20 protein-coding genes are annotated in these 23,080 nt (G+C 60.2%); 7 read left to right on the top strand and 13 right to left on the bottom strand.

Annotation, left to right across the window (positions count from 1 at the left end; translation table 11 throughout):
- Nucleotides 1-124: 124 nt before the first annotated feature.
- Both QN370_RS13815 and argA read right to left on the bottom strand, forming a co-directional pair.
- Nucleotides 125-397: an oxidative damage protection protein gene (locus tag QN370_RS13815; RefSeq protein WP_322128256.1), complete on the bottom strand. Its 273-nt coding sequence runs from the start codon at nucleotides 395-397 to the stop codon at nucleotides 125-127.
- Nucleotides 398-436: 39 nt separating this feature from the next.
- Nucleotides 437-1,747, bottom strand: a complete 1,311-nt coding sequence (gene argA / locus QN370_RS13810) for an amino-acid N-acetyltransferase (protein WP_322128255.1) — start codon at nucleotides 1,745-1,747, stop codon at nucleotides 437-439.
- Between argA and hrpA the strand changes: the two genes are divergently transcribed.
- A complete protein-coding gene (gene hrpA / locus QN370_RS13805) occupies nucleotides 1,746-5,747 on the top strand; it encodes an ATP-dependent RNA helicase HrpA (protein ID WP_322128254.1) in 4,002 nt (1,333 codons plus the stop codon). The two genes, argA and hrpA, sit on opposite strands and share 2 nt — an antisense overlap.
- Nucleotides 5,748-5,827: 80 nt before the next feature.
- Here the strand turns inward: hrpA and QN370_RS13800 are convergent, their stop codons facing one another.
- Complete coding sequence (locus QN370_RS13800; RefSeq protein WP_322128253.1) at nucleotides 5,828-6,736, bottom strand: hypothetical protein; 909 nt, start codon at nucleotides 6,734-6,736, stop codon at nucleotides 5,828-5,830.
- A 192-nt stretch (nucleotides 6,737-6,928) separates the two neighbouring features.
- On the opposite strand from QN370_RS13800, the gene QN370_RS13795 reads away from it, so the two are divergent.
- Together QN370_RS13795 and QN370_RS13790 are read left to right on the top strand one after the other, a co-directional pair.
- Nucleotides 6,929-7,948, top strand: a complete 1,020-nt coding sequence (locus tag QN370_RS13795) for an XdhC family protein (RefSeq protein WP_322129173.1) — start codon at nucleotides 6,929-6,931, stop codon at nucleotides 7,946-7,948.
- 24 nt (nucleotides 7,949-7,972) lie between these two features.
- A complete protein-coding gene (locus tag QN370_RS13790; RefSeq protein WP_322128252.1) occupies nucleotides 7,973-8,872 on the top strand; it encodes a DMT family transporter in 900 nt (299 codons plus the stop codon).
- Between the two features lie 15 nt (nucleotides 8,873-8,887).
- Here the strand turns inward: QN370_RS13790 and QN370_RS13785 are convergent, their stop codons facing one another.
- Genes QN370_RS13785 through QN370_RS13775 form a run of 3 tightly spaced genes read right to left on the bottom strand, consistent with a single transcriptional unit; the run spans nucleotide 8,888 to nucleotide 10,725 of the window.
- Complete coding sequence (locus QN370_RS13785) at nucleotides 8,888-9,088, bottom strand: hypothetical protein (protein WP_322128251.1); 201 nt, start codon at nucleotides 9,086-9,088, stop codon at nucleotides 8,888-8,890.
- Between the two features lie 57 nt (nucleotides 9,089-9,145).
- Nucleotides 9,146-9,448, bottom strand: coding sequence for a helix-turn-helix transcriptional regulator (locus QN370_RS13780; protein WP_322128250.1), 303 nt, complete (start codon nucleotides 9,446-9,448; stop codon nucleotides 9,146-9,148).
- On the bottom strand, nucleotides 9,448-10,725 hold the full coding sequence (locus QN370_RS13775) for a type II toxin-antitoxin system HipA family toxin (protein WP_322128249.1): 1,278 nt from the start codon (nucleotides 10,723-10,725) through the stop codon (nucleotides 9,448-9,450). The genes QN370_RS13780 and QN370_RS13775 overlap by 1 nt, the downstream gene beginning before the upstream one ends.
- 192 nt (nucleotides 10,726-10,917) lie before the next feature.
- On the opposite strand from QN370_RS13775, the gene QN370_RS13770 reads away from it, so the two are divergent.
- From QN370_RS13770 to QN370_RS13755, 4 genes are all read left to right on the top strand, one after another.
- The gene (locus QN370_RS13770; protein WP_322128248.1) at nucleotides 10,918-11,139 is read left to right on the top strand and encodes a hypothetical protein; all 222 of its coding nucleotides are present in this window, start codon (nucleotides 10,918-10,920) and stop codon (nucleotides 11,137-11,139) included.
- 215 nt (nucleotides 11,140-11,354) lie between these two features.
- Nucleotides 11,355-12,374 (top strand): leucine-rich repeat domain-containing protein, encoded by a 1,020-nt coding sequence (locus QN370_RS13765; RefSeq protein ID WP_322128247.1) that lies wholly within the window; start codon nucleotides 11,355-11,357, stop codon nucleotides 12,372-12,374.
- A 181-nt stretch (nucleotides 12,375-12,555) separates the two neighbouring features.
- The gene (gene dcd, locus QN370_RS13760) at nucleotides 12,556-13,122 is read left to right on the top strand and encodes a dCTP deaminase (RefSeq protein ID WP_322128246.1); all 567 of its coding nucleotides are present in this window, start codon (nucleotides 12,556-12,558) and stop codon (nucleotides 13,120-13,122) included.
- A gap of 97 nt (nucleotides 13,123-13,219) precedes the next feature.
- Entirely contained in the window at nucleotides 13,220-16,111 is a 2,892-nt protein-coding gene (locus QN370_RS13755) for an ankyrin repeat domain-containing protein (RefSeq protein WP_322128245.1), read from the top strand.
- An 81-nt stretch (nucleotides 16,112-16,192) separates the two neighbouring features.
- Here the strand turns inward: QN370_RS13755 and QN370_RS13750 are convergent, their stop codons facing one another.
- The 7 genes from QN370_RS13750 to QN370_RS13720 are packed head-to-tail and all read right to left on the bottom strand — an operon-like array spanning nucleotide 16,193 to nucleotide 22,951.
- On the bottom strand, nucleotides 16,193-16,762 hold the full coding sequence (locus QN370_RS13750; protein WP_322129172.1) for an XRE family transcriptional regulator: 570 nt from the start codon (nucleotides 16,760-16,762) through the stop codon (nucleotides 16,193-16,195).
- Between the two features lie 48 nt (nucleotides 16,763-16,810).
- Nucleotides 16,811-18,088, bottom strand: coding sequence for a M20 family metallo-hydrolase (locus QN370_RS13745; RefSeq protein WP_322128244.1), 1,278 nt, complete (start codon nucleotides 18,086-18,088; stop codon nucleotides 16,811-16,813).
- Nucleotides 18,085-19,365 (bottom strand): amidase, encoded by a 1,281-nt coding sequence (locus tag QN370_RS13740; RefSeq protein ID WP_322128243.1) that lies wholly within the window; start codon nucleotides 19,363-19,365, stop codon nucleotides 18,085-18,087. The genes QN370_RS13745 and QN370_RS13740 overlap by 4 nt, the downstream gene beginning before the upstream one ends.
- Before the next feature lie 13 nt (nucleotides 19,366-19,378).
- Complete coding sequence (locus QN370_RS13735) at nucleotides 19,379-20,095, bottom strand: ABC transporter ATP-binding protein (protein ID WP_322128242.1); 717 nt, start codon at nucleotides 20,093-20,095, stop codon at nucleotides 19,379-19,381.
- Nucleotides 20,092-20,862: an ABC transporter ATP-binding protein gene (locus tag QN370_RS13730; protein ID WP_322128241.1), complete on the bottom strand. Its 771-nt coding sequence runs from the start codon at nucleotides 20,860-20,862 to the stop codon at nucleotides 20,092-20,094. Before QN370_RS13730 ends, QN370_RS13735 begins: the two co-directional genes overlap by 4 nt.
- Nucleotides 20,859-22,022, bottom strand: coding sequence for a branched-chain amino acid ABC transporter permease (locus QN370_RS13725; RefSeq protein WP_323581737.1), 1,164 nt, complete (start codon nucleotides 22,020-22,022; stop codon nucleotides 20,859-20,861). Before QN370_RS13725 ends, QN370_RS13730 begins: the two co-directional genes overlap by 4 nt.
- Nucleotides 22,022-22,951, bottom strand: a complete 930-nt coding sequence (locus QN370_RS13720) for a branched-chain amino acid ABC transporter permease (protein WP_322128240.1) — start codon at nucleotides 22,949-22,951, stop codon at nucleotides 22,022-22,024. The genes QN370_RS13725 and QN370_RS13720 overlap by 1 nt, the downstream gene beginning before the upstream one ends.
- Nucleotides 22,952-23,080: the final 129 nt, after the last annotated feature.

Below are 23,080 nucleotides of genomic sequence, written 5' to 3'. Positions count from 1 at the left end.
GATGCCACATCAATCTAATCAAAATCAACCGTTAAAAACAGCATACAAGGGTGCAATAACCGAAGGGCATTGCACCGACTGCCTCCCGGCTTCGGACGCCGATTCCGGGAGCTTGTTGATCCGGTTACTCCGCTGGTGGCACATACCCGACAGCCGCATCCGCACCATCGCCAAAGAAATGCTTTTCCATTTGCGTGGCCAGGTATTTGCGGGCGCGCAGGTCGGCCAGGTTCAGGCGGTTTTCATTGACCAGCATGGTCTGATGCTTGAGCCAGGCGGCCCAGGCTTCTTTCGAGACGGTCTCCCAGAGACGCTTGCCGAGGTCGCCCGGGTACGGAGGAAAATCGAGGCCTTCGGCTTCCTTGTCGAGCTTGATGCAGTGAATCATGCGTGCCATTTGTAATTCCTTGTTCGATTGAATGTGGGGTGGGCCGGTTCAGAGTGATTTGACCAGCACCAGTGATTTGCGCTGCCAGTTATACATGTGCTGGCGATCTTTGGGTAAGGCATCGACCGAGGCGGCGACGAAGCCGCGTTTGAGGAACCAGTGCGCAGTGCGCGTCGTGAGCACGAACAGTTTCTTGAAGCCCTGTGCACGGGCGCGATTTTCCATGTGCTTGAGGATGCGTTCGCCATCGCCTTGCGCCTGCACATCCGGGTTCACGGTCAGGCAGGCCATCTCGGCCATTTTTTCGGCCGGGAACGGGTACAGCGCGGCGCAGCCGAAGATCACGCCATCGTGTTCGATGACGGAAAAATTCTCGACTTCGCGTTCGATCAGTTCGCGTCCGCGCTTGACCAGGGTGCCATCGTTTTCGAGTGGTTCGATCAGCTTCAGAATGCCGCCGACGTCTTCGATGGTGGCTTCGCGCAGGGTTTCGAGGTTCTGGTACGAGATCATCGTACCGACGCCGTCATGGGTAAATAATTCCAGCAAGGCCGAGCCGTCCATCGCAAACGGCACGATGTGCGCGCGCGCCACGCCGCCGTTGCAGGCCTTGATCGCGTGTTGCAAATAGAACGAGGCATCGCTGGGCAGGAAGCCCGCACCGAGCACGGCTTCGGCCTGGTGCGATGAGAGTTCGCGGATTTCTTCGCCACCTTCATCGATCATCATCGGGATTTCACTGATGAAAATCAGCTTGTCAGCGCGCAGCGCAATGGCGGCTGCCACGGCGACGTCTTCCATTGTCAGGTTGAAGACTTCGCCGGTCGGTGAAAAGCCCAGTGGCGAGAGCAGAATCAGACCGCCGGCATCAAGGATGGGATGAATCGCTTCGTAGGCAATTTTGCGCGCCACGCCGGTCAGTTCGAGGTCGACACCATCGATCACGCCGAGTGGTTTGGCGGTGACGAAATTGCCCGAAATGATGCGGATTGCAGCATGCGCCATCGGCGTGTTCGGCAAGCCCTGGCTGAACGCGGCTTCGATATCAAGGCGCAATTCACCGGCTGCTTCCTTGGCGCATTCGAGCGCGGCGCTGTCGGTGATGCGCAAGCCGTTATGAAAACGCTCCTGGGCATTGCGCAAAGCGAGCTGTTCGGCCACTTGCGGCCGCGAGCCATGGACGATGACGACCTTGATGCCCAGCGCATGCAGCAGGGATAAATCCTGGGCTAGTACCGGCAGTGCGCCGGCAAGGACTAGCTCGCCGGGAAACGCCACCACGAAGGTCTTGTTACGGAAGGCGTGGATGTAGGGCGCGACGGAGCGCAGCCACTGGACGAACTCGATGGGGGTTTGCATGTTGCGCATTATAATTCGCCTCGCCATGACATCCCCTCAATCACTAGAAAAAAGTCCGCCCGGCGATCGCGCCCGCCGACCATCCCGCCCGCCTGCCGGCTCAGCTACTGCTGCACGACCTGCGCCAGTGCGCAACCCGCTGCCGCCGATCACGTATCCGGAGGAACTGCCGGTCTCCGGCCGACGCGAAGATATCGCCACCGCGCTGCGTCAGCACCAGGTCATCATCGTCTGTGGCGAAACCGGCTCCGGTAAAACCACCCAGCTGCCGAAGATCTGCCTCGAACTCGGGCGCGGCCTGAACGGCATGATCGGTCACACGCAACCACGCCGGATTGCGGCCTCGGCGACAGCCAAGCGGATTGCGCAGGAACTCAATTCGCCGCTCGGCGAGCTGGTCGGCTTCAAGGTACGTTTTACCGACACGCTGTCGGCCGGCGCGTGGATCAAGCTGATGACCGACGGTATTCTGCTGGCGGAAACGCAGACCGATCCGCTGCTGCGCCAGTACGACACCATCATCATCGACGAGGCGCACGAGCGCAGTCTGAACATCGATTTCCTGCTGGGCTATCTCAAGCAATTGTTGCCCAAACGGCCTGATCTGAAAGTCATCATCACGTCAGCCACGATCGACGCCGACCGGTTTGCGCGCCACTTCGGCAGCGACGACAAACCGGCCCCGGTGATCGAAGTCTCGGGTCGCTTGTATCCGGTTGAAATCCGCTATCGCCCGGTCGATTCGTCCGATCGCAGCGAAGTCAAACCTGGTGCCGCGCAAAAGGCGGTCCAGAGCAACGCGCAAAAGGAACGCGGCCAGCGCGACCTGATGGAAGCGCTGACCGATGCGGTCGATGAGCTGTGCCGCATTGGCGATGGTGACGTGCTGGTCTTTTTGCCCGGCGAGCGCGAAATCCGCGATGCCGCCGAAGCCTTGCGCAAGCACCATCCGCCGCATGTCGAAATTTTGCCGCTGTTTGCGCGCTTGTCTGCGCAAGAGCAGGAGCGCGTTTTCAAGCCGTCTGGCGCAAGGCGCATCGTGCTCGCCACCAACGTCGCCGAGACCTCGCTGACGGTGCCGGGTATCCGTTATGTCGTCGATGCCGGACTGGCGCGCGTCAAGCGCTATAGCTACCGCAACAAGGTCGAGCAATTGCAGATCGAAGCGGTCGCGCAATCAGCGGCCAACCAGCGCGCCGGTCGTTGCGGCCGGGTCGCCGCCGGTGTCTGCATCCGTCTGTACGAAGAAAAAGATTACCTGATGCGCCCGGCCTTCACCGAGCCGGAGATCTTGCGTTCGTCGCTGGCCTCGGTCATCTTGCGCATGAAGTCGTTGCACCTGACCGATGTCGAAACTTTCCCGTTCATCGAGCCGCCACCGGGACGGGCGATCGCCGATGGCTACCAGTTACTGCAAGAGCTGGGCGCGGTCGATGACAACAACGACCTCACGCCAACCGGTCGTCAGCTCGGCAAATTGCCGCTCGACCCGCGCGTGGGCCGCATGATTCTGGCCGCGCTCGATAACGTCTGTTTGCGCGAAGTGCTGATCATTGCCTCGGCGCTGTCGGTGCAAGACCCGCGCGACCGGCCACTGGAAGTGCAGGCCGCAGCGGACCTCGCGCACAAGCAATTCGCGGATGAAAAATCCGAATTTTCCAGTTACCTGAAAATCTGGAACTGGTTTGAAGACGCCATCGAGCACAAGAAAACCAACCGCCAGTTGCAGGACAGTTGCCGCGCCAATTTCCTGTCGCAAATGCGCTTGCGCGAATGGCGCGACGTGCATTCGCAATTGCTGACCATCGTCAAGGAGCAGGGCTGGCGCATGAACGAGCTGCCGGCGACTTATGAAAACCTGCACTCGGCATTGCTGACCGGCTTGCTGGGCAATGTCGGTTTCAAGTCCGACGAAGACACCCATTACCTCGGTGCGCGAGCGATCAAGTTTCACATCTGGCCCGGTTCGAGTCTGCTCAAAAAAGCCGGCAAGTGGATCATGGCCGCCGAGCTGGTCGACACTACGCGGTTGTATGCGCGCTGCGTCGCGCAAATTCAGCCGGAGTGGCTCGAACGCGTTGGTGCGCATCTGCTCAAGAAATCGTATGGCGAACCGCACTGGGAAAAACGCACGGCGCAGGTCACGGCGTCCGAGCGTGCGACCTTGTACGGACTGGTGGTCTACAGCCAGCGCCGCATCAATTTTGGCTTGATCAATCCGGTCGAGGCGCGCGAGATTTTTATTCGCGATGCACTCGTCGGTGGCGAGTTCGACACGCGTGCGCCGTTCTTCGCGTTCAACAATAACCTGATCCGCGAGATCGAAAACCTCGAGCACAAATCGCGCCGGCTTGATGTGCTGGTTGATGACGAATTGATCGCGGCGTTCTACGACAAGATGCTGCCAGCTCATATCTGCAACGGCATCAGTTTTGAAAAGTGGCACAAGGACGCGACCCGCGCCGAACCCAAATTGCTGTATCTCAATCGTGATGAGTTGATGCGGCACGAAGCCGCCGGCATTACCACCGAGCTGTTCCCGAAATTGCTGCCGGGTGTAGGCATCGAGATGCCGCTGGCGTACCACTTTGAACCCGGCACGCCACGCGATGGCGTCACGCTGACGGTGCCGCTGTTCGCACTGAATCAGCTGTCGGCCGCCCGCTGCGACTGGCTCGTACCGGGCATGCTGAAAGAAAAAGTCCATCTGCTGCTCAAATCGCTGCCGCAAAAACTGCGTCGTAATTGCGTGCCGTTGCCGCATTACGCTGCGGCCTTTCTGGACCGCGTCAACGAGCAAAAAACCTTTGGCCGGGGCAGCCTGATCGAAGCCATCGTCGCCGATGTGCGGGTGCATGCGCACATCACGCCGCTGCTCAGCGACTTCAAGGCCGAGACCTTGCCGGCGCATCATTTCATGAATTTCAAGGTGGTCGACGAACATGGCCGGCAGCTTGAAATGGGCCGCAATCTCGGTGCGCTGCAAGCCGAATTTGGTGGTCAGGCGCGCGAGAGTTTTCAGAAAATCGCCGAGTCGACCGCGATCACGAATGTGCCGGTGGCGCAGGTCAGGGCGGTTGGTAAATCGGTTCAGCCGGCAGCGTCAGCTTCATCGTCAACTGCGCCGTCGGCCGTACCCACGCAGCATCAGAAGCTGACGGCCTGGACCTTTGGCGAACTGCCGGAACTGCTGGAAATCCAGCAAGGCAAGCTCACGCTGATCGGTTTTCCGGCACTGGTCGACAAGGGTGCGTATTGCGATCTCGAAGTGTTTGATGATCCGACCGAAGCGGCGCGACTCCATCGCGGCGGCTTGCGGCGTTTGCTGGCGCTGCAACTGCGCGAGCAACTCAAGTATCTCGAAAAGAATATCCCCGGCCTGCAGCAGATGGGCATGCAATTCATGGCGCTCGGTTCGCAGGAAGAACTGCGCGACCAGATCATTGAAGCCGGTCTGGAGCGGGCCTGTCTGCAAGAGCCGCTGCCGCGTACCGCCGCCGAATTCGACGCCCGCAAGGAAGCCGGCAAATCGCGCCTCGGTTTGCTGGTCAATGAGATTGCACGGCTGGTCGGGCTGATCCTCGCCGAGTATTACGCGCTACCGAAAAAGCTGCAGGGTGCCAAGGGACATGCCGCTGCGGTGGCCGATATCCAGGCGCAACTGCAGGGGCTGGTCGCCCGGCGTTTCGTCACTGAAACCAGTTACACCAGCCTGACCCAGTTCCCGCGCTATCTGAAAGCGATCAATGTGCGGCTGGAGAAATTGCGCATCGATCCGGCGCGCGATACCCGCTGGATGACCGAGTGGCAGCAGGCCGCCTTGCTGTGGCAGCGCGGCCTGAAAGACAAACAGACCGGCCATACAGCCGATCCGAAGATGGGTGAATTCCGCTGGCTGCTGGAAGAATTGCGCGTGTCGCTATTCGCGCAGGAATTGAAGACGCCGATGCCGGTATCGGCCAAGCGTTTGCAAAAGGTGTGGGAGTCGATGCAGCGGTAATCAGGGAGGGGGATAGGGTGCCCACCTCTCCGAACGCGGTGGTTTTTTCGTAAAGTGCAATGCCCTTCGGTTATTGCACCCTACGTGCGCAGCATTTTTTCTGCCAACTGTTGCAGGCGAGTTGTTGCCTGCGCTTGCTGCTCGACGGGTAACTTGCCGATTTTTCCTGCCAGGCCGCGCAGCAGATTGCGTTGTTGATGCGGTGGCAAGGTCTGGACTTGCACCGCAATCGCATCGAATGCGGCTTTGCGTTTTTCCTTGGGCAGCACGCCGATATGACGGATCAGGCCGGGCAATGCGCGTTCTTGCGCGTTGATGTCCAGCGTTTGCGTCTGTGCTTGCAGCGTATGGAATATGCCTGCATCGCGCCCACTGGCAGCAAGTGCGCGGGCCAGTGCCGGTAGTGCGACCGTACGGCCAGCCAGGGGTAATCGGGTAATGCTGGTCGCCAGTGCGGTGAAGCCGCTACGCCGCGCACTGGTCGGCAACGTACGAAGCCGGGGAGCCAGGGCGCTCAGAACCGGAGCTTGCTGATCCGCAGGGAGCTTGTTCGTCAGTGCCAGTATTAACTTGAACCCATCGGCCTGATGAGATTGACTCAGCAGAGGCAGTCGCTTCGTCAGTGCCTGCAGCTCACGCGCCTGTCTCTCCGGAGGCAGGCCATCCGCGCGAATCATGTCCAGAAAAAATAGCGAGAGTCGCGCCGTAGCGGCGGCGTTGTCGGTGTGCGCATGGTCCTGATACTGGTGTGGCGCGGTGGGATGTGAGGCGGCGGCTGGCGGTGCGGAGCGGGTTTTTCTTGTGCGCTGCGTCGTCGCTAATTCGGTTCTGAGCCGGTCGCCCAGTGCCTGACCGCCCAGCAGCGGCAGCTTGCTGTCCAGACTCTTTGCGCCTGGTCGATCGACCGGCACGGGTAGCGCGATCCCGCCTGACAGTGCACGGGCAATCCTTGCAGCGGGTAACACCGAGTGTGACGAGATGATTGGCATGATGGGATCGCATCGCTTGTTGAAGTGGCTCAACGTCAGTGGTCCTGGTGGAATTCTGGTTCCATCTTTTAAAAGTTTCTGACCGGCGCGGTTGGGACGGGTTTCAAACAACATTGCCCGGAGCGACTACACTGCCAGCCTGTCGCGAGCCGGCGAACCATGCCATTGCGACCAACTTTTATTCTGGAAATCATGGATAGCATCGACCTCGACGTACTCAAAACCTGTGACCAGTGGCTGCGTGACGGTCACCGTTGCGAACTCGTGACCGTGATCCGAACCTGGGGTTCGAGCCCACGTCCACAAGGTGCGACGCTGGCCATTTGTGATGACGGCCAGGTAGTCGGTTCGGTCTCGGGTGGTTGCATCGAAGATGATCTGATCGCGCGCGTGCGCAGCGAAGGCATCACCCGCACCGTGCCCGAGATCGTGACCTACGGGATTACGGCGGATGAAGCGCACCGCTTCGGCTTGCCGTGCGGTGGCACCATCGAACTGGCGCTCGAGCCCTTGTCCCCGCAGAGCCGCATCAGCGAATTGCTGGGCAGGCTGGCGCAACATGAACTGGTGGCGCGTCGGCTCGACCTGTCCAGCGGCGCGGTGGCGCTCTCGCTCGCCGACGCCGGTGCCAGTCTGCTGCATACGGCCACGTCATTGACGACGATTCATGGTCCGCGCTGGCGTTTGCTGATCATCGGTGCCGGCCAGCTATCGAGCTTTCTGGCGCAGATTGCGCTGGGCATGGACTACCACGTGACGGTCTGCGATCCGCGAGAAGAGTACCGCGCCGGCTGGCAAGTGCCCGGTGTCGAGGTGCAGCACACGATGCCGGACGATCTCGTCATCGCGATGCAGCTCGACCGCCGCAGTGCTGTCGTGGCGTTGACGCACGATCCCAAGCTCGATGATCTGGCACTGATGGAAGCGCTGAAGTCGGAGGCGTTTTATGTCGGCGCGATCGGTTCGCGTAGTAACAATGCCAAGCGGCGCGAGCGTCTGCAGTTGTTCGACGTCACGCCAGCCCAGATCGACAAATTGCATGGTCCGATCGGGATGTATATCGGCAGCAAGACGCCGGCTGAAATTGCGATCTCGATTTTGGCGGAACTGACCGCCGTCAAGAACGATGTGCTGCTGCCCGCTTCGGCACAGGTCGCCCATGCCAAGCAGGCAGCCGAAATACTGGCGTCGGCCGATACCTGCAGCCTGTGATGCGGGTCACATGAAGACCCCATCATGAAGCAGCAGTTATCGCCATCGACTGCCTTGCTGCTGACGGTGCCACCGTTGATGTGGGCGGGTAACGCCATCGTCGGCAGGCTGGTGCACGAGATGGTGCCGCCGATGACCCTCAATCTGGTGCGCTGGGTCATTGCCTTGCTGATCCTGTTACCGCTGGCCGGTTCAGTACTGCGGCCATCGAGTGCACTCTGGCGTAGCTGGCGCCGTTTTGCGTTGCTCGGTTTGCTGGGGGTCGGGCTGTACAACTCGCTGCAATATCTGGCGCTGCAAAGCTCGACGCCCATCAACGTGACGCTGGTCGCGGCCGGCATGCCGGTCTGGATGATGCTCATTGGCGGCTTGTTTTTCGGGGCGACGGTCAGACGCAAGCAAATGATGGGTGCGGCGTTGTCGATCGTCGGCGTGCTGCTGGTATTGAGTCGCGGCGACGTGCGTCAGTTGCTGGCACTGCAGCTGGTGTCCGGTGACCTGTTCATGATTGCGGCCACGATCGCCTGGTCGTTCTATAGCTGGTTGCTGATGGTGCCGGATGAACCGGCCGAAATCCGCCGCAACTGGGCTGCCTTTCTGGTGGCGCAGGTCAGTTTTGGTGTGGTCTGGTCGGGGCTGTTCACGACGGTGGAATGGACCATCGGCCAGCCACACATCGCGTTAAGCTGGCCGCTGGTAGCCGCCGTCCTGTTCGTTGCCGTCGGGCCGGCGCTCATTGCGTTTCGCTGCTGGGGTGCCGGCGTGCAACGTGCCGGTCCCACCATCGCCGGTTTTTTCAGTAACCTGACACCGTTATTTGCTGCCCTGATGTCAAGCGTCTTTCTGGGCGAACTGCCGCATCTCTACCACTTTGCCGCGTTCGGGCTGATCGTCGGCGGCATCGTGTTGTCGTCAATGCGCTGAAGTAAAGTCAAGCAGTCAGGCCAGCGCTTCCTTGGCAGCCTGTTCGGGTGTCAGGCCATCGTAGAACTGATCGGTGAACCAGTCGACTTCGTCTTCGATATGGTCCTGCGCCTGCGTCAGCGTCGCGCCACCCGCGACCAGAAAGCCTTCGACTTCGGTGCACCACTGAATCAGTGCCAGCGTATCGGGATCGAGTACTTCTTCTTTCTTGGCCATGATGTTTCCTTGAAAATTGTGGGAGGGCTGCCGGATGATTTCGGCGTCCATATCTTCTCACGGTTGGTCGCGGCCAGGCAGTTTGTCGCTACGCACGAAACCGACTTCCAGCCCGAAGATCCGGCCAATCTGGTTGAGCGTGTTGACGGTCGGATTGGCGATGCCTCGCTCAATTTCGCGAATGACTCTCACGCTGACACCGCGCTGTGCGGCGAACTCCGGCTGAGTCAGTCGCGACAGCGCACGCATGCGCTTGAGCGACGCCTGCAAGGTCAGTTCGCCGCGCTCGATGGCGGCGTACAAATCGAGACGTTGCTGGCGCAGCAGGTCTTTGTCGACGGGCTTGCGGCGCTTGTCCATCAGCCCGTTTCCAGTGTTCGCAATTGGCGCACCTGTTCGACGATGCCCGGTTGCAAGTGAGTGATGATGTCAGCATCCACGCCGGCTTCTTGCATGCAGGTCTCCAGATTATTGAGGCGGTGGCCGAAGGCAGCAAGGTGAGCTCGTATCGCACTGCGTTCGTCATCGGCCAGTTCGAGGGTAGCGATCACGTCGTGCCATTCAGGTAATTCCCGTCCTGATTCGGGGTGGTACCAGCGTGCGGCGCGGGTAATGCCTTCCGGGTCAAGATACATTGGTGCGAAATCAAACAACGGACTCAGCTGCACGACGCCACCAATTTTCTGGACCGCCGTATTGCGGCCGTGATTGTCGGTATTGCGCATTGCCAGATTGAGGACGTCTCGCTGGAGGAATTCGATCGTGTCGGCCAGTTTGTCCGTGACGACCCGACGCAGCGCTTGCAGCAACTGGAACTGTGAAGGTCGGAAATCGTAACCGATGATTCCTGCCAGCGCGGCCGCGCTTTCCTGATGGTGGCGGCGCACTTGTCCTTGCACGACCGTCCGATCGAATCGCGGTATGAACAGCATGTCGTGATGGTGTTCGATGCAACCGTGAACGCGCAGTCCCATGGCGCGTGCAACACGCAGGTAGGCAGCTTCGTTCCGCAATATTTTTTTGTCGATATTGCCGCCCGCGCGCGGCAGTTTGACGATGTAATGCGCTGCCGCCTGCGCATCCGGCAGTACCCCGTCGGCATGCCACAAGCCAGCGTGGTCCTGCGTCAGCAGATATTTTGGCGCGGCCCCTTGCACACCGGTGGTCCCTGCAGCAAGCATGCCCTGGATCATCATGCGCTCGGCGAAGCCATCGTCACGCAAGAGCAATTGCTGCATCTCCCAGCCGTGATCCATGCCTTGCGTCACATGTCGTGCAATATGTTGCGCGAAGTAATCAACCGCTTCCCGGATACGTACCCGGCCTATCGGGTTGAACGCGCCGTTGCGCAGCAAGGCAAAGTCAGCCGCCTTGCCATCGCCTAGCTCGAGCAAACCGAGCAGGTGGCTTCGTCCGTTTCCTTGCGGTATCAGATCATAAAGAAAGGCTGGCCACGCCGATAGCGTGTGATGGCGCGTATCAACGGGCAGTGTCAGCGAGACCGGTTCACTGTCGGCCTCGAATGCATAGTCGAGATCGTATTCAAAATGTGCCAGCGTAGTGATGCCGCCCCGCGACGGATCGGGAACGGTCAGCACGGCGCAATCGCGCCAGCAACCAGCCAGAAAAATTTGCAAGTGGCATTCCATACACTTTCTCCAATCAACACCTCGAAGGTATCCAATTACCGGACTATTCGCAATACAAAAGCCCTTGAAAGGGTCTTATCGTGATGTGCTTGCCGTCTCGCACTATGTGGCTTTCCGAACGCAGTGGCTGACGGTTGGCATGCTATCTTCCGGGAATAAATTTCAACCCGAGGAGTCACAATGAATGCAATCAGAATGCTGGGCGTTGCCCTGATCATCGCCGGTGTACTAGGACTCGCCTATGGTGGTTTCAGCTATACCAAGGAAACACAAGCGGCGAAAATTGGCCCTCTTGAATTGAACGTCAAGGAAGAAAAAGACGTCAACATTCCGATGTGGGCGGGCATTGCTGCCATCGTGGCGGGCGGGTTGATGCTGGTGGCAGGCGGAAAAAAAGGCTGATCGCCGACTGATCCATTTCCAGAAGACGGTATCGCGGCGGTGCAATCGCGCATCGCCTCGCCAGGCTCAACAGTCTCACCAGCCTGACCAGCCGCAACGAGCGGCAAAATAAGTGGGTGCCGGAGGGAACTCCATGCTGGAAAGTGTCACTGACATTCGGACTTCCCTTGCAGTCATTTCGTCTGCACCGACCAACACAGTGACTCACCCTTGCCATGCATAACCGACCCGACAAGCGCACGCTGCTTCCTCGTTTTCCCTTTGCACCCATCGCCCGTGAGCGTCGCAAGACGCCCCGTCCGTGGGGACGTCTTCTGTCGTGCTTGCCGTGCGCCGCGACGCCGAAGGAGCGGCTATCGTCGCCGGTTGCGGCAGTTTGCATTGAGCAAATGGAACAGGAACTGAGCGTTTGGGTTGCGGGAGCACAGGCTGGTGAAAACCGCAGGGAGGCTGCAGTACGCATCCTGAAATGTTTTCGCGAACAAGGGCAGGAGCTCTATCTTGTGTCCTTGCATCTGAATACTTTGCCGGATTGTATCGGCCAGCTGTCATCGCTCCAACGACTGAGCGCCGAGAACAATCACCTCACGGCACTGCCTGAATGCATCGATGGTTTGTCTTCGTTGCAATGGCTGGACGTCGAAAATAATCAGCTTGCGACGTTGCCAGAGCGCATAGGGTCTCTGTCTTACCTGCAATCGCTGTATGCCGCCCGGAACAAACTCAAGCGACTGCCTGAAGGCATCGGCAGGTTGTCCTGGCTGCAAAAGCTCGATGTCGCCAGCAATCAACTCACGCAACTGCCGGGCTGCATCGGTGACTTGTCCTGGCTGCAAAGCCTCGATGTCGCCGGCAATCAACTCACGCAACTGCCGGACGGCATTGGCGACCTGGTCTGGTTGCAACAGCTTGATGTCGCCAACAACCAGCTCACGCGATTGCCCGAACGCATTGGCGACTTGTCCTGGCTCCAGCAGCTCACTCTTACCAACAACCGGCTCACGCACCTGCCTGAACGGGTCGGCGATCTGGGTTCGCTGCAATGTCTGTGGCTGGGTGATAACCCGTTGATCGTTTTGCCTGCAGTGGTGCGCAACATGATGGCGTTCAGGGAATATGCGGATAACCAAAAATATCTGCAGTTGCCGACTGGTCCTGGCACCGATCAATCGCATTGCGGCAGCAACTGCTTGCCGCACGCGCCCTGGGGAAGCAAGCCACGAACAGGGCTGTAGCCGGCAATTGATTTTTAATGGTGATAACTTTCATTACCTTGACAATTTCCGGGGCGGCCCCGGTGACTTTTCACGTAAAATCCGGTACTTGCTGTTTTGTCCGCACCCTGAGTCCGACAGGCTCCCGGTGCCGACGCCATAGCGCCCGCCGTCCACTGCACCATCACCGTCCGAGAAAACAATGAGCATCAAGTCCGATACCTGGATACGCCGCATGGCCGCCGAAACCGGCATGATCGAACCGTTCGAACCCCATCAGGTACGTGAAGCCAATGGCCAGAAAATCGTTTCCTATGGCACATCGTCGTACGGTTACGATATCCGCTGCGCTGACGAATTCAAGATTTTCACCAACATCAATTCGACCATCGTTGATCCGAAAAACTTCGATGAAAAATCCTTCGTCGATATCAAAAGCGATGTCTGCATCATTCCGCCGAATTCATTTGCGCTGGCGCGAACGATGGAGTACTTCCGGATACCGCGCAGTGTACTGACCATCTGTCTCGGTAAATCGACCTACGCGCGCTGCGGCATCATCGTCAACGTGACGCCTTTCGAGCCCGAATGGGAAGGCTATGTGACGCTGGAGTTTTCCAACACCACCCCGTTGCCGGCCAAAATTTATGCCGGTGAAGGCTGCGCGCAAGTGCTGTTCTTTGAAGCCGATGAAGTCTGCGAAACCTCCTACAAGGATCGCAATGGCAAATACCAGGGGCAACGCGGCGTGACTTTGCCGAAGGCTTGACGCTGACGGTTGATCCACTACAAATAACGATGCCGCGCTGGCGGCACTTTTTGGCAGTTGCGGGATCGCTCTGCGCTGCCTTTTGTCCGGATAGGCGATGAAAGTACTCGAATACCTCGGCCTCGATACCAGCGGGGTTACGGCAGCCTACCGCAAGGTTGTTGCCGCCATCGAGCGGGATGACTTTGCCGGTGCGCAGGTCAAGAAACTGGTCAGCCTCAGTCATGGCAAGTTCTACCGCGCCAAGCTCGGGGACGCTGACCGCTTGCTGTTTTCGCTGGTGCGTCATGGCGATCAGGTCTGTGCGCTGATGCTCGAAGTGATCCTGAATCATGATTACGACAAGTCGCGATTCTTGCGCGGTGCAGCGGTCGACGAGGCACGTATTCCCGATATGGGCAGCCTCGATCTGCCCGAAGCGCGCCAGGAAGCGCAGGTGCTGCGCTATCTCCATCCAGATTCACCGACTATCCATTTGCTCGACAAGCCGATGTCGTTTGACGCCGCGCAAGAGGATATTTTTCATCAGTCGCCGCCGCTGATCGTGGTCGGCAGCGCCGGCAGTGGCAAGACCGCGCTGACCCTCGAAAAGCTCAAGCAGGTGAGCGGTGATGTGCTTTACGTCACGCACTCGGCTTTCCTGGCGCGCAATGCGCGTGATCTGTATTACGCCAATGGCTACGAGCAGCCCGGACAGGACGCGCTCTTTTTGTCGTATCGCGAATTCCTTGAATCGATCCGGGTGCCGCTTGGGCGGGAAGCGCTGTGGCGCGATTTCGCCGGCTGGTTCGAGCGCGTGCGGGTAGGCTTCAAGGGGATGGATGCGCATCAGGCGTTTGAAGAAATTCGCGGCGTCATTACCGCTGGCAGCGCCGGTGTGCTCGATCGCAGCGCCTATCTCGGACTGGGAATACGCCAGTCGATTTTCAGTGGCGAACAGCGTCCGGCGCTCTACGACCTGTTCGATAAATACCGGGCCTGGCTTGATGACAGTGGCCTGTTCGATGTCAATTTGGTGACCCAGCAGTGGCAAGCGCTGGCCGCGCCGCGCTATGACTTTGTCGTCATCGATGAAGTGCAGGATATGACCGCGACCCAGCTCGCGCTGGTGCTGCGCACGCTGAAACAGCCCGGCCAGTTTCTGCTGTGCGGTGATTCAAACCAGATCGTGCATCCGAACTTTTTTTCGTGGGCCACCGTGCGCAGCGTGTTCTGGCACGATCCGGCGCTGGCCGAGCGGCAAGCCTTGCGCGTGCTCACTGCCAATTTCCGTAATGGCACCGAAGCCACGCGCGTTGCCAACCAGTTGCTGAAGATTAAACAGCAGCGCTTCGGTTCGATTGATCGCGAGAGCAATTTTCTGGTCAGCAGTGTCGGCGGGACCACCGGGCAAGTCGCCCTGATGGCTGACAAGGACAACGTCAAGCGCGATCTCGATCGTCAGACCCGGCAATCGACGCGCTGTGCAGTGCTGGTCATGCGTGACGAAGACAAGCCTGCCGCGCGCCAGCATTTCGGCACGCCGCTGCTGTTTTCGATCCATGAAGCGAAGGGACTCGAATACGACAACATCGTGCTGTACCGGTTTGTATCGGATCACCGCGCCGAGTTCGCCAGTATTGCCGAGGGGGTCGACAAGCAGGCGCTCGATATCGAGACGCTCGACTACCGGCGTGCGCGCGACAAGTCCGACAAATCGATGGAGGTCTACAAATTTTTTGTCAATGCGCTGTACGTGGCGCTGACGCGGGCCATCACCAACTTGTACGTGGTCGAGTCCGACACCAGTCATCCGCTGTTCGACCTGCTTGATCTGGCCAGCGGCGGTGCGGTGCAGGTGGAGACCAATCGTTCGTCGATGGACGATTGGCAAAAGGAAGCGCGCAAGCTCGAACTGCAAGGCAAGCAGGAACAGGCCGAAGCGATCCGGCGCGATATCCTGCGCCAGGCCAACGTGCCCTGGACGGTTTTTGATACGGACAAGACGCGCGAGTTGCTAGTCAATGTGTTGCGTGACCAGATCCCCGGCAACAAGCAGCGCCAGCAACTCTACGACATCGCCACTTGCTTCGATTTACCGACGCTGGCCAAGTGGCTGGTGGTCGATGCCAAGTTCGACGTGGCGCGCAATTTTGAATCACAGCGTACGGCACTGCAGGGCAAGAGCTATTCGCCGTACTTCACCAATCACGTCAAGGATATCTTGCGCCAGTGCGACCAGTACGGTGTCGATCACCGCTTGCCACTGAACCAGACGCCATTGATGGTGGCGGCGATCGCCGGCAATGTTGTCCTGATCGACGCCTTGCTCGAACGCGGTGCCGACCGCGAGGCTGTCGATCACTATGGCTGGAATGCGCTGCACTGGGCGATGCGGGAAGCGTTCCTCGACAAGGAATTTGCGCGCGGACCATTCGCCCTTCTGTATGAATTGCTGGCGCCGCCATCCATCGACGTCAGCAGCGGCGAGCGCTTGGTCCGCATCGATCGACACCTGGCCGAATATTTTCTGTTCCAGACGATGTGGGTGCTGTTCTCGTCGCGCTTCACGCAACTCCAGCGCCGTCCGTATGCCGCCTTCGAGTCCGCTGCGATCGTCGACGCCTGGCAACACATGCCGAGTAATGTGGTGCGGCCGGAACGCCGTCAGCGTCAGCACATCTCCGGTGTCCTGGCGCGCAATGAAGTGGCGCGTGACTACGTCTACAACCGGGCCTTGTTCGTACGGGTGATGCAAGGCTGGTACCAGTTCAATCCGGATTTGCGGATACGCCGCAGCGTGCAGGGCAGCGACACCTGGATACCAGTGTTCGAGGCCTTGAACTTGCCGCTACTCCGCGAGTTCACCACGGAATTTATCGCAGAGCGAATTACCCGTTACCTGCAATCGGCCGGATTGCCCGCGCCTGCGCCGCAAATTGCCAGTGAAGGCAAATCGGTGCGTGCCGAGCCGGTGCAGAATGTCATCGCTTCACGACGGGGTACATAGTTGTGGTTGGTTGATCTGAATGGGGCGGTTGCGGTGCAATAACCGAAGGGCATTGCACCGCTCCCACTCTCCGAATCCGCTTTAAAACGTCGCCGGCGAATTCACCCACAACACCCGTGCGACATCCTCGCCGGTGTTGCGGTACCCGTGCGGAACATGGCTGGGAAATGAAAACGCATCGCCGGGACCGAGGTCATAACGTGTCTCGCCAAGCGTCAATTCAAGCGTGCCCTCAAGCACGTAACCCACTTCTTCGCCGCTGTGTTCGATCAATCCATCGCTGCCTTCGCCAGGCGACACCACATGGATATTGGCTTGCAGCAGACCACCGCGCTTGGGCAGTACCAGCCGCTCCAGCGCGATGCCGCCGGCTTTCAAGACCGGTCGTTCGTCATGCCGGATGATGGGACTTTCAGGCGGGCCATCCTCGCTGGTCAGGATACCGATGTTGGTCTCCAGCGCCACCGCCAACCGGTGCAACATCGTCAGTGACGGGGTTGCCAGGCTGCGTTCGATTTTTGAAATCAGGCTTTCCGAACAGCTGGCTTTGTGCGCCAGTTGCAACAGCGTCAGTCCTGCCACCAGTCGCGCATGGCGCAGCCGCAATCCCAGTGGTGTGGGGGGTGGCGTGGTCGTGGAGCCGGGTTCCATCGCCAGCACGCGTTTGCGCAAAGTAGTCAAGCAATCCTCTTCACAGGGTTATCGGCTGGCCAGTGCCGTGACCGCATACGCCAGCGCCTGCACACCCAGAAACAGGTCGTGTGCATCGGTGGCTTCGGCCGCATTGTGACTGATGCCGTCCTTGCTCGGGACAAAAATCATGGCGGTCGGGCAGTGTTCTGCCAGATACATCGCGTCATGGAAGGCTCCCGATGTTAGCCGCATCGGCACCACCTTGTCGGCGCGCGTGCAGCCTTGTTCGATCAGCGTCAGCATCGATTCGGGAAACAGCGTGGGCGCACGCATGAAGATGCGTTCGACGGTCATGCTGCCGCGCCAGGTCGCGTTGTGCAGCAGTGCCCGCAACGTGTGCTCGAAGCGTTCCACCACGGCTTCGTCGCCACAGCGCATATCGACACTGAAGGTTACCCGGCCCGGAATCGTGTTGATCGAATTCGGGCTGACTTGCCAGCGTCCCAGCGTCAGGCGCAATTGATGGACGGATTCACGCGCGGCTTGCTGGTACAACTGCTGCGCGACGCCAACGGCTACCGCCATCGCATCGCCGCGTTCGTCCATTGGCGTGGTGCCGGCATGCGCTGCCATGCCGGTGCAGGTGACCGTGAACCAGCGCACCGACTGGATGCCGGTGACGACCCCGAGCGCGATGGCGGCACGTTCCAGCACCGGTCCTTGTTCGATATGCAGTTCGATGCAGGCGGCATGCGGTTGCGGCATCAGACGGCGTGGCACGTCGGTGACTTCGGCCAGCGCGTTGTCGAGCGCGTCGCCAAAAAAGATGCCCTCGGCATCGCGCGCCGTGCGGTAACCGGCCAGCCGCGACGAGTCGACATAGGCGCTCGACCCCATCGCACCGGGACCGAAGCGACTGCCTTCTTCGTTGGTCCAGGCCACCACATCGATGGATCGCTCGGTCGTGATGCCCGCATCGTTGAGGGCGGCGATGATTTCCAGTCCGGCCAGGATTCCGTAGGCACCGTCGAGCTTGCCGCCGACCGGCTGGGTATCGCCGTGACTGCCAGTGAGCACGGATGGCAGTTCGGGACACCTGCCGGGCCGCCGGAAAAACAGGTTGGCGCAATCATCGACGGAGACCTCGCAACCGAGTGCGCGTGCCTGTTCGATCAGATAGCGACGCGATGCCAGATCCGTCGCGGTCAGGGTCTCGCGCGCGACGCCACCGTCATCGCGACCGCCGAAGCGGGCCAGCGCCGCGATGGCCTGTTGCAGGCGATCGTTGTTGATATGGTCCTGCGCTTGTTCGGCTTGATTCAATGCATCCTCCGGTAAATTCATGAGAGCTGGCGTTCCAGTTCACGCGCGGCAGCGATGGTCTGCGCATCGCCCCAGCGCGGGCCGATCAGCGTCACGCCGATCGGCATGCCGGTAGTGCCGAGGCCGGTCGGCACATGCACGCAGGGGTTGCCGAGCAGTGTCCATAACCGGTTAAAAATCGGATCGCCAGTGGCCGCGATGCCGGCTGGTGCTTCGCCTTCGGTACTCGGTGCCAGCACGATGTCGACCTGGTTGAACAGCGCATCGACCGCCAGGCGGGCTGTGGCGGCCAGCTGTTGTGCGGCAAAAAATCGCTGGCCATCGACTGCGCTGCCCGACTTCAGCAAAGCAGCAAACGCCGCGCTCAGGCCGGTCGCATCAGTGGCCAGTTCCGGTGCAAAGGCGGCGCGGGCTTCATGGCCCATGATGTCGATCTGCGCTGCAGTCAGGCCAGTGCAAGCCTCCGGCAGAACCAGATCGGTGAGCACGGCACCGGCCTGTTCGAGCAAGCGGGCGGTGCGGGCGAGCGCGGCGCGCGAATCGGTGCCGGCGCGCTCCCAGTGCGGGGTCTGGCAGATGCCGATACGCAGTCGGCCATGCGCGAACGCGTGCAGCGGCAGGCGTGCGAGGACACCGACAAAGAACGCCGCATCGTCGACGCTGCGAGCCAGCACGCCGACCGTGTCGAGGCTGGGCGAGAGCGCCTTGATGCCGGCCAGCGGCAAGGTGCCATGAGTCGGTTTGTAGCCGACGATGCCGCAATACGCGGCCGGTCGCACGATGGAACCGGCGGTCTGCGAGCCGAACGCCAGCGGCACCATGCCGGCGGCAACCGCGGCGGCCGAACCGCTCGACGAGCCACCGGGCGTGTGCGGATGATCGATCGGTGCACGCGGATTGCAGGTCGGTCCCGGTGTGAAGGTGGCGAATTCGGTGGTGACGGTCTTGCCCATCACGATGGCTCCTTCGGCGCGGCTGAGCGCAACCACCGCCGCATCGGTGCGCGGGCGATGGCCAGCGTAAATCGGCGAGCCGTAAGTGCTCGGCATGTCGGCCGTATCCATCAGGTCCTTGACCCCGATCGGCAAGCCATGCAGCGCACCGCTTGCGCTGCCGGCATCGCAGGCACGGGCTTGGGCGAGGGCGAGTGTCGGATCGAAAAATTGCCAGGCATGGATGCGCGTGTCATTGGCAAGAATGCGTTCGGTGTAAGCACGCACCACGGCTTCGGCGCTGATCTCGCGAGCGCTGATGCGGCGTACCAGTTCGCTGGCGGGGAGGGCAAGTATGTCGTTCATTGGGTGTTCCTTCTCAACCGAAGTACGCGGCGCGTACTTCGTCATTGCCGGCCAGTTCGGCGGCCGTTCCCTGCGCCACCACGCGACCTTGCGACAGCACGTAACCGTGGTGGGCAATGGCCAGCGTCTGGCGCGCATTCTGTTCGACCAGCAGCACCGTGATGCCAAGCGTATTGATCTGCTTGATGACGTTGAAGTTCTCTTGCACGAACAGTGGCGACAAGCCCAGCGACGGCTCGTCGATGATCAGCAGCGTCGGCTCGGCCATCAACCCGCGACCGATCGAGACCATCGCCTGCTCGCCGCCGGACATGGTGCCGGCCAGCTGCGCGGCGCGTTCCTTGAGGCGTGGAAAAATGGCATAGACGCGGTCCAGCCGGTCGCGTACTTTGGCTGCATTGGTTTCGAGGTACGCGCCCAGCGCCAGGTTTTCAGCCACGCTCATGCGCGGAAAGACCTTGCGGCCCTCCGGGATGCAGGCAATCCCGCTGGCGATAATCTTGTGGGTTTTTTCACCGGCAAGGTTGCGACCCTGCCAGTGGATGTCCCCCTGGCGTGGCGGCGTCAGGCCGAGGATGGCGCGGATCAGCGTGCTCTTGCCGGCACCGTTGGCACCGAGGATGCAGGTGATTTTTCCGGGCGCGACGTCGATGCTGACATCGTGCAGCACATTGATCTTGTCATAGCCGGTCGTGACGCCGCGCACGGTCAGCGCAGTTGATGTGGTCATGCGGTTTCCTCCCCGAGATACGCCGTCTGGACCGCCGGATCAGCGGTGATTTCCGCATAGCTGCCTTCGGCGATTTTCTTGCCGTAGTTGAGGACCAGGCAGCGGTCGGTGATGCGCTTGATGACGTTCATCTGGTGTTCGATCAGTACCACCGACAGGCCTGGCAATTTGCCACGGACCTGCAGGATGTCATCCATCAAGGCATCGGTTTCATCATGGGTCATGCCGGCCGATGGCTCGTCGAGCAGCAGCAGGCGTGGTCGGCTGATCAGGGCGCGGCAGACTTCGATGCGACGCCGGTCAATCATCGAAAAGGTCTCGACGGGCTCGAACAGTTGTGCCACCAGTGGCGGGCTAAAAATAGTGAGCAGCGCGGTGACCTTCTCCACATAGGCATCGTATTCGGCGCGGAAAGCGGTGCGCCGGAACAGGTTGAAGAGTAGCCCGCGGTTCATGTGCTGGTAATCGCCGATGACGATATTGTCGAACACGGTCAGCGGCAGCGATAGCCGTGAACGCTGGAAGGTGCGTGCCACGCCACTGCGGTAAACCGCTTGTGGCGACTGGCCGATGACTTCGGCGCCATCGAGCAGGATGCTGCCGCCGCTGGCTTTGTACAGTCCGGTCAGCACATTGAAAAACGTGGTCTTGCCGGACCCGTTCGGTCCGAGCAGCCCGAGGATTTCGCCTTCGTTAATATGCAGGTTCAGGTGATCGAGCGCGGTCAGGCCACCGAAGCGCATCGTCAGGTCGGTCACGGTGATCATGATTTTTCTCCGCGTTGAAAGAACAGCCGGGTCTTGCGCGGCAACAGACCATCGGGGCGGAACAGCAGGATCGCAATCACCAGCACGCCGTAAAACAGATAGCGGTACTCCTGAATGAATTGCAGTTTTTCCGGCAGCACCAGCACGATGATGGCCGCCGGGATCAGGCCGAGCGGATTGCCGAGACCACCGAGGATCACGATCGACAGCATCAGCAACGAGTCGGCAAAGGTGAAGTTGTTCGGCGCGATGAAGCCCATCAGCATCGCGTAGACGCTGCCGGCGATACCGGCGAAGAAATTACCCATCATGAAGGCAATCACTTTCCAGCGCGCGATATGCAGGCCGAAGGTGGCGGCGGCAGTTTCATCGGTGCGCACCACGTCCATGCTCAGGCCGATCCACGAGCGTTCCAGCGCCTTGACCACCACGAACACGCCGGCGGCGATCGCCAGACTGAGCAGTGCGTAACTGACATAAAACGAGAAGTCGAGTCCGAACAGGGTAAAGCCGTCGTTAAAGGCCAGTCCGAACACCTGCATGCCCGGCACTTGCAAGCCCTGCGGGCCACCGAGCACATTGTTGACTTCGATGAAGGTCTTGAACAGCAGGCCGAAGGCGATTGTCACCAGCGCCGCGTAATGGCCGCGCGTGCGCAGCACCGGCAGAATGAGCAACGAGCCTACTCCCGCTGCCATCAGGCCGGAGAGTACGATGACTAGCAGGTGTGGCACGCCGGTATGGGTCACCATCACCGCCGTGGTGTAACCGCCGATGCCAAAAAAAGCGGCACCGGCAAAGTTGGCCACACCGGAAAAGCCGAACTGCAGTGTCAGGCCCAGGCACGCCGTGGTGTAGAGCAGCACCGAGCAAATCATCAGCAGCACGAAGTGTTCGTTATAGAACACAGCGATCAGCGCGAGGATGCCGCCGAGTGCCCACAGACGTGCGAGTCCGGGACGGCGGGCGGCCGATTGTTCGAGCTGCTGCGTGGCACCGGTGCGGCGCGACAGGATGGTCGCGATCACCGCGGTGATCAGCAAGACGGCCACGCCGAGCTGGGTTTCGGCATGCAGGAACAGCCCCATGTAAACGGTGAGTGCGATGGTCGCCAGGGCCAGCACGATGGCCGGGTTTTTGAAGGAGGAAGAAGTCGTCATCAAACGCGCTCGCTCGATTTCTCGGCGATCAGGCCGGTGGGTTTCCAGGCCATCAGGATGATGACGACTGCGAACGCGAAGACATCCTTGTAGGCACTGGCGACATCGGGAAACAACGCGGGCAGGGCGACGCTGCCGAACACCTGCAAGCCGGCAAACAGGAAGCCGCCGATGATCGCACCGTAGATATTGCCCAGCCCGCCGAGGATGGCTGCGGCAAAGCCGATCACGCCGAGCAGCAGGCCAACGCTGAAATTGATTTCGCTGTAATACAGGCCGTTCATGACGCCAGCCAGGGCAGCAAGGCCGGAACCGAGGGCGAAGGTCAGCAGCACGACGGCTTCAAAATTGATACCCATCAGTCGGGCGGTTTCACCGTCTTGCGCGACGGCGCGAATGGCCATGCCGAGGCGGGTGCGGGTGATCAGCAGATGCACGCCGGTGATTGCTGCGATGCCGCTGATGAGCAGGATCAGGCTGTCGGCACGCAAGATGAAGCTGCCAAATTCCATCGACCCGGTGGGGAGCAAGGCCGGGAAGGGTTTGGGATTGGAGCCGTCCGGATAGAACAGCCGCACCGATTCGCGCAGTACGGTGCCGAGCATCAGGGTGGCCAGCAGCGTGTTCAGTGGCGGTGCTTTATGCAGCGGCAAAATCAGGAAGCGCGCAATTGCTGCACCCAGTAAACCGGTCACGCTGACGGCGCTGATGACCACCGCTGCCAGTTGTATCCAGGGTGAGGTGATGCCGAGCGAGATGACCCACAGCGAGGTGGCGAGGCCGGCGAATGCGCCGACCATCAGGGTGTCGCCGTGCGAGAATTTGATGACGTCGAGGACGCCGAAAAACAGCGTGAAGCCAACGGCAACCATGGCGTAGATTACGCCTAGCATCAGGCCGTTGAAGATGTATTGAGCTAGCATGCTCATCGGGTTCCTTTGGTGGGTTGTTTGGTTCGACTTCAACGTCTACTGCAGCTTCGGTCTTTCTCGTTAAATTCCGGAAACGTGGTTTTGCTCACCGTCGCAAGCCACATCGGTAGCAACCAGGGTCAGAGT

This window comes from Actimicrobium sp. CCI2.3, from assembly GCF_035019065.1.
Lineage (GTDB): Bacteria > Pseudomonadota > Gammaproteobacteria > Burkholderiales > Burkholderiaceae_D > Actimicrobium.
Note: the sequence above shows the minus strand (reverse complement) of the source record. Positions and strands in the feature narration are given on the sequence as shown.

Coding starts and splice junctions, on each gene's coding strand:
- QN370_RS13815 (WP_322128256.1), bottom strand. CDS start 397: ATGGCACGCATGATTCACTGCATCAAGCTCGACAAGGAAGCCGAAGGC.
- hrpA (WP_322128254.1), top strand. CDS start 1,746: ATGTTGCGCATTATAATTCGCCTCGCCATGACATCCCCTCAATCACTA.
- argA (WP_322128255.1), bottom strand. CDS start 1,747: ATGCAAACCCCCATCGAGTTCGTCCAGTGGCTGCGCTCCGTCGCGCCC.
- QN370_RS13800 (WP_322128253.1), bottom strand. CDS start 6,736: ATGCCAATCATCTCGTCACACTCGGTGTTACCCGCTGCAAGGATTGCC.
- QN370_RS13795 (WP_322129173.1), top strand. CDS start 6,929: ATGGATAGCATCGACCTCGACGTACTCAAAACCTGTGACCAGTGGCTG.
- QN370_RS13790 (WP_322128252.1), top strand. CDS start 7,973: ATGAAGCAGCAGTTATCGCCATCGACTGCCTTGCTGCTGACGGTGCCA.
- QN370_RS13785 (WP_322128251.1), bottom strand. CDS start 9,088: ATGGCCAAGAAAGAAGAAGTACTCGATCCCGATACGCTGGCACTGATT.
- QN370_RS13780 (WP_322128250.1), bottom strand. CDS start 9,448: ATGGACAAGCGCCGCAAGCCCGTCGACAAAGACCTGCTGCGCCAGCAA.
- QN370_RS13770 (WP_322128248.1), top strand. CDS start 10,918: ATGAATGCAATCAGAATGCTGGGCGTTGCCCTGATCATCGCCGGTGTA.
- QN370_RS13765 (WP_322128247.1), top strand. CDS start 11,355: ATGCATAACCGACCCGACAAGCGCACGCTGCTTCCTCGTTTTCCCTTT.
- dcd (WP_322128246.1), top strand. CDS start 12,556: ATGAGCATCAAGTCCGATACCTGGATACGCCGCATGGCCGCCGAAACC.
- QN370_RS13755 (WP_322128245.1), top strand. CDS start 13,220: ATGAAAGTACTCGAATACCTCGGCCTCGATACCAGCGGGGTTACGGCA.
- QN370_RS13750 (WP_322129172.1), bottom strand. CDS start 16,762: ATGGAACCCGGCTCCACGACCACGCCACCCCCCACACCACTGGGATTG.
- QN370_RS13745 (WP_322128244.1), bottom strand. CDS start 18,088: ATGAATTTACCGGAGGATGCATTGAATCAAGCCGAACAAGCGCAGGAC.
- QN370_RS13740 (WP_322128243.1), bottom strand. CDS start 19,365: ATGAACGACATACTTGCCCTCCCCGCCAGCGAACTGGTACGCCGCATC.
- QN370_RS13735 (WP_322128242.1), bottom strand. CDS start 20,095: ATGACCACATCAACTGCGCTGACCGTGCGCGGCGTCACGACCGGCTAT.
- QN370_RS13730 (WP_322128241.1), bottom strand. CDS start 20,862: ATGATCACCGTGACCGACCTGACGATGCGCTTCGGTGGCCTGACCGCG.
- QN370_RS13725 (WP_323581737.1), bottom strand. CDS start 22,022: ATGACGACTTCTTCCTCCTTCAAAAACCCGGCCATCGTGCTGGCCCTG.
- QN370_RS13720 (WP_322128240.1), bottom strand. CDS start 22,951: ATGAGCATGCTAGCTCAATACATCTTCAACGGCCTGATGCTAGGCGTA.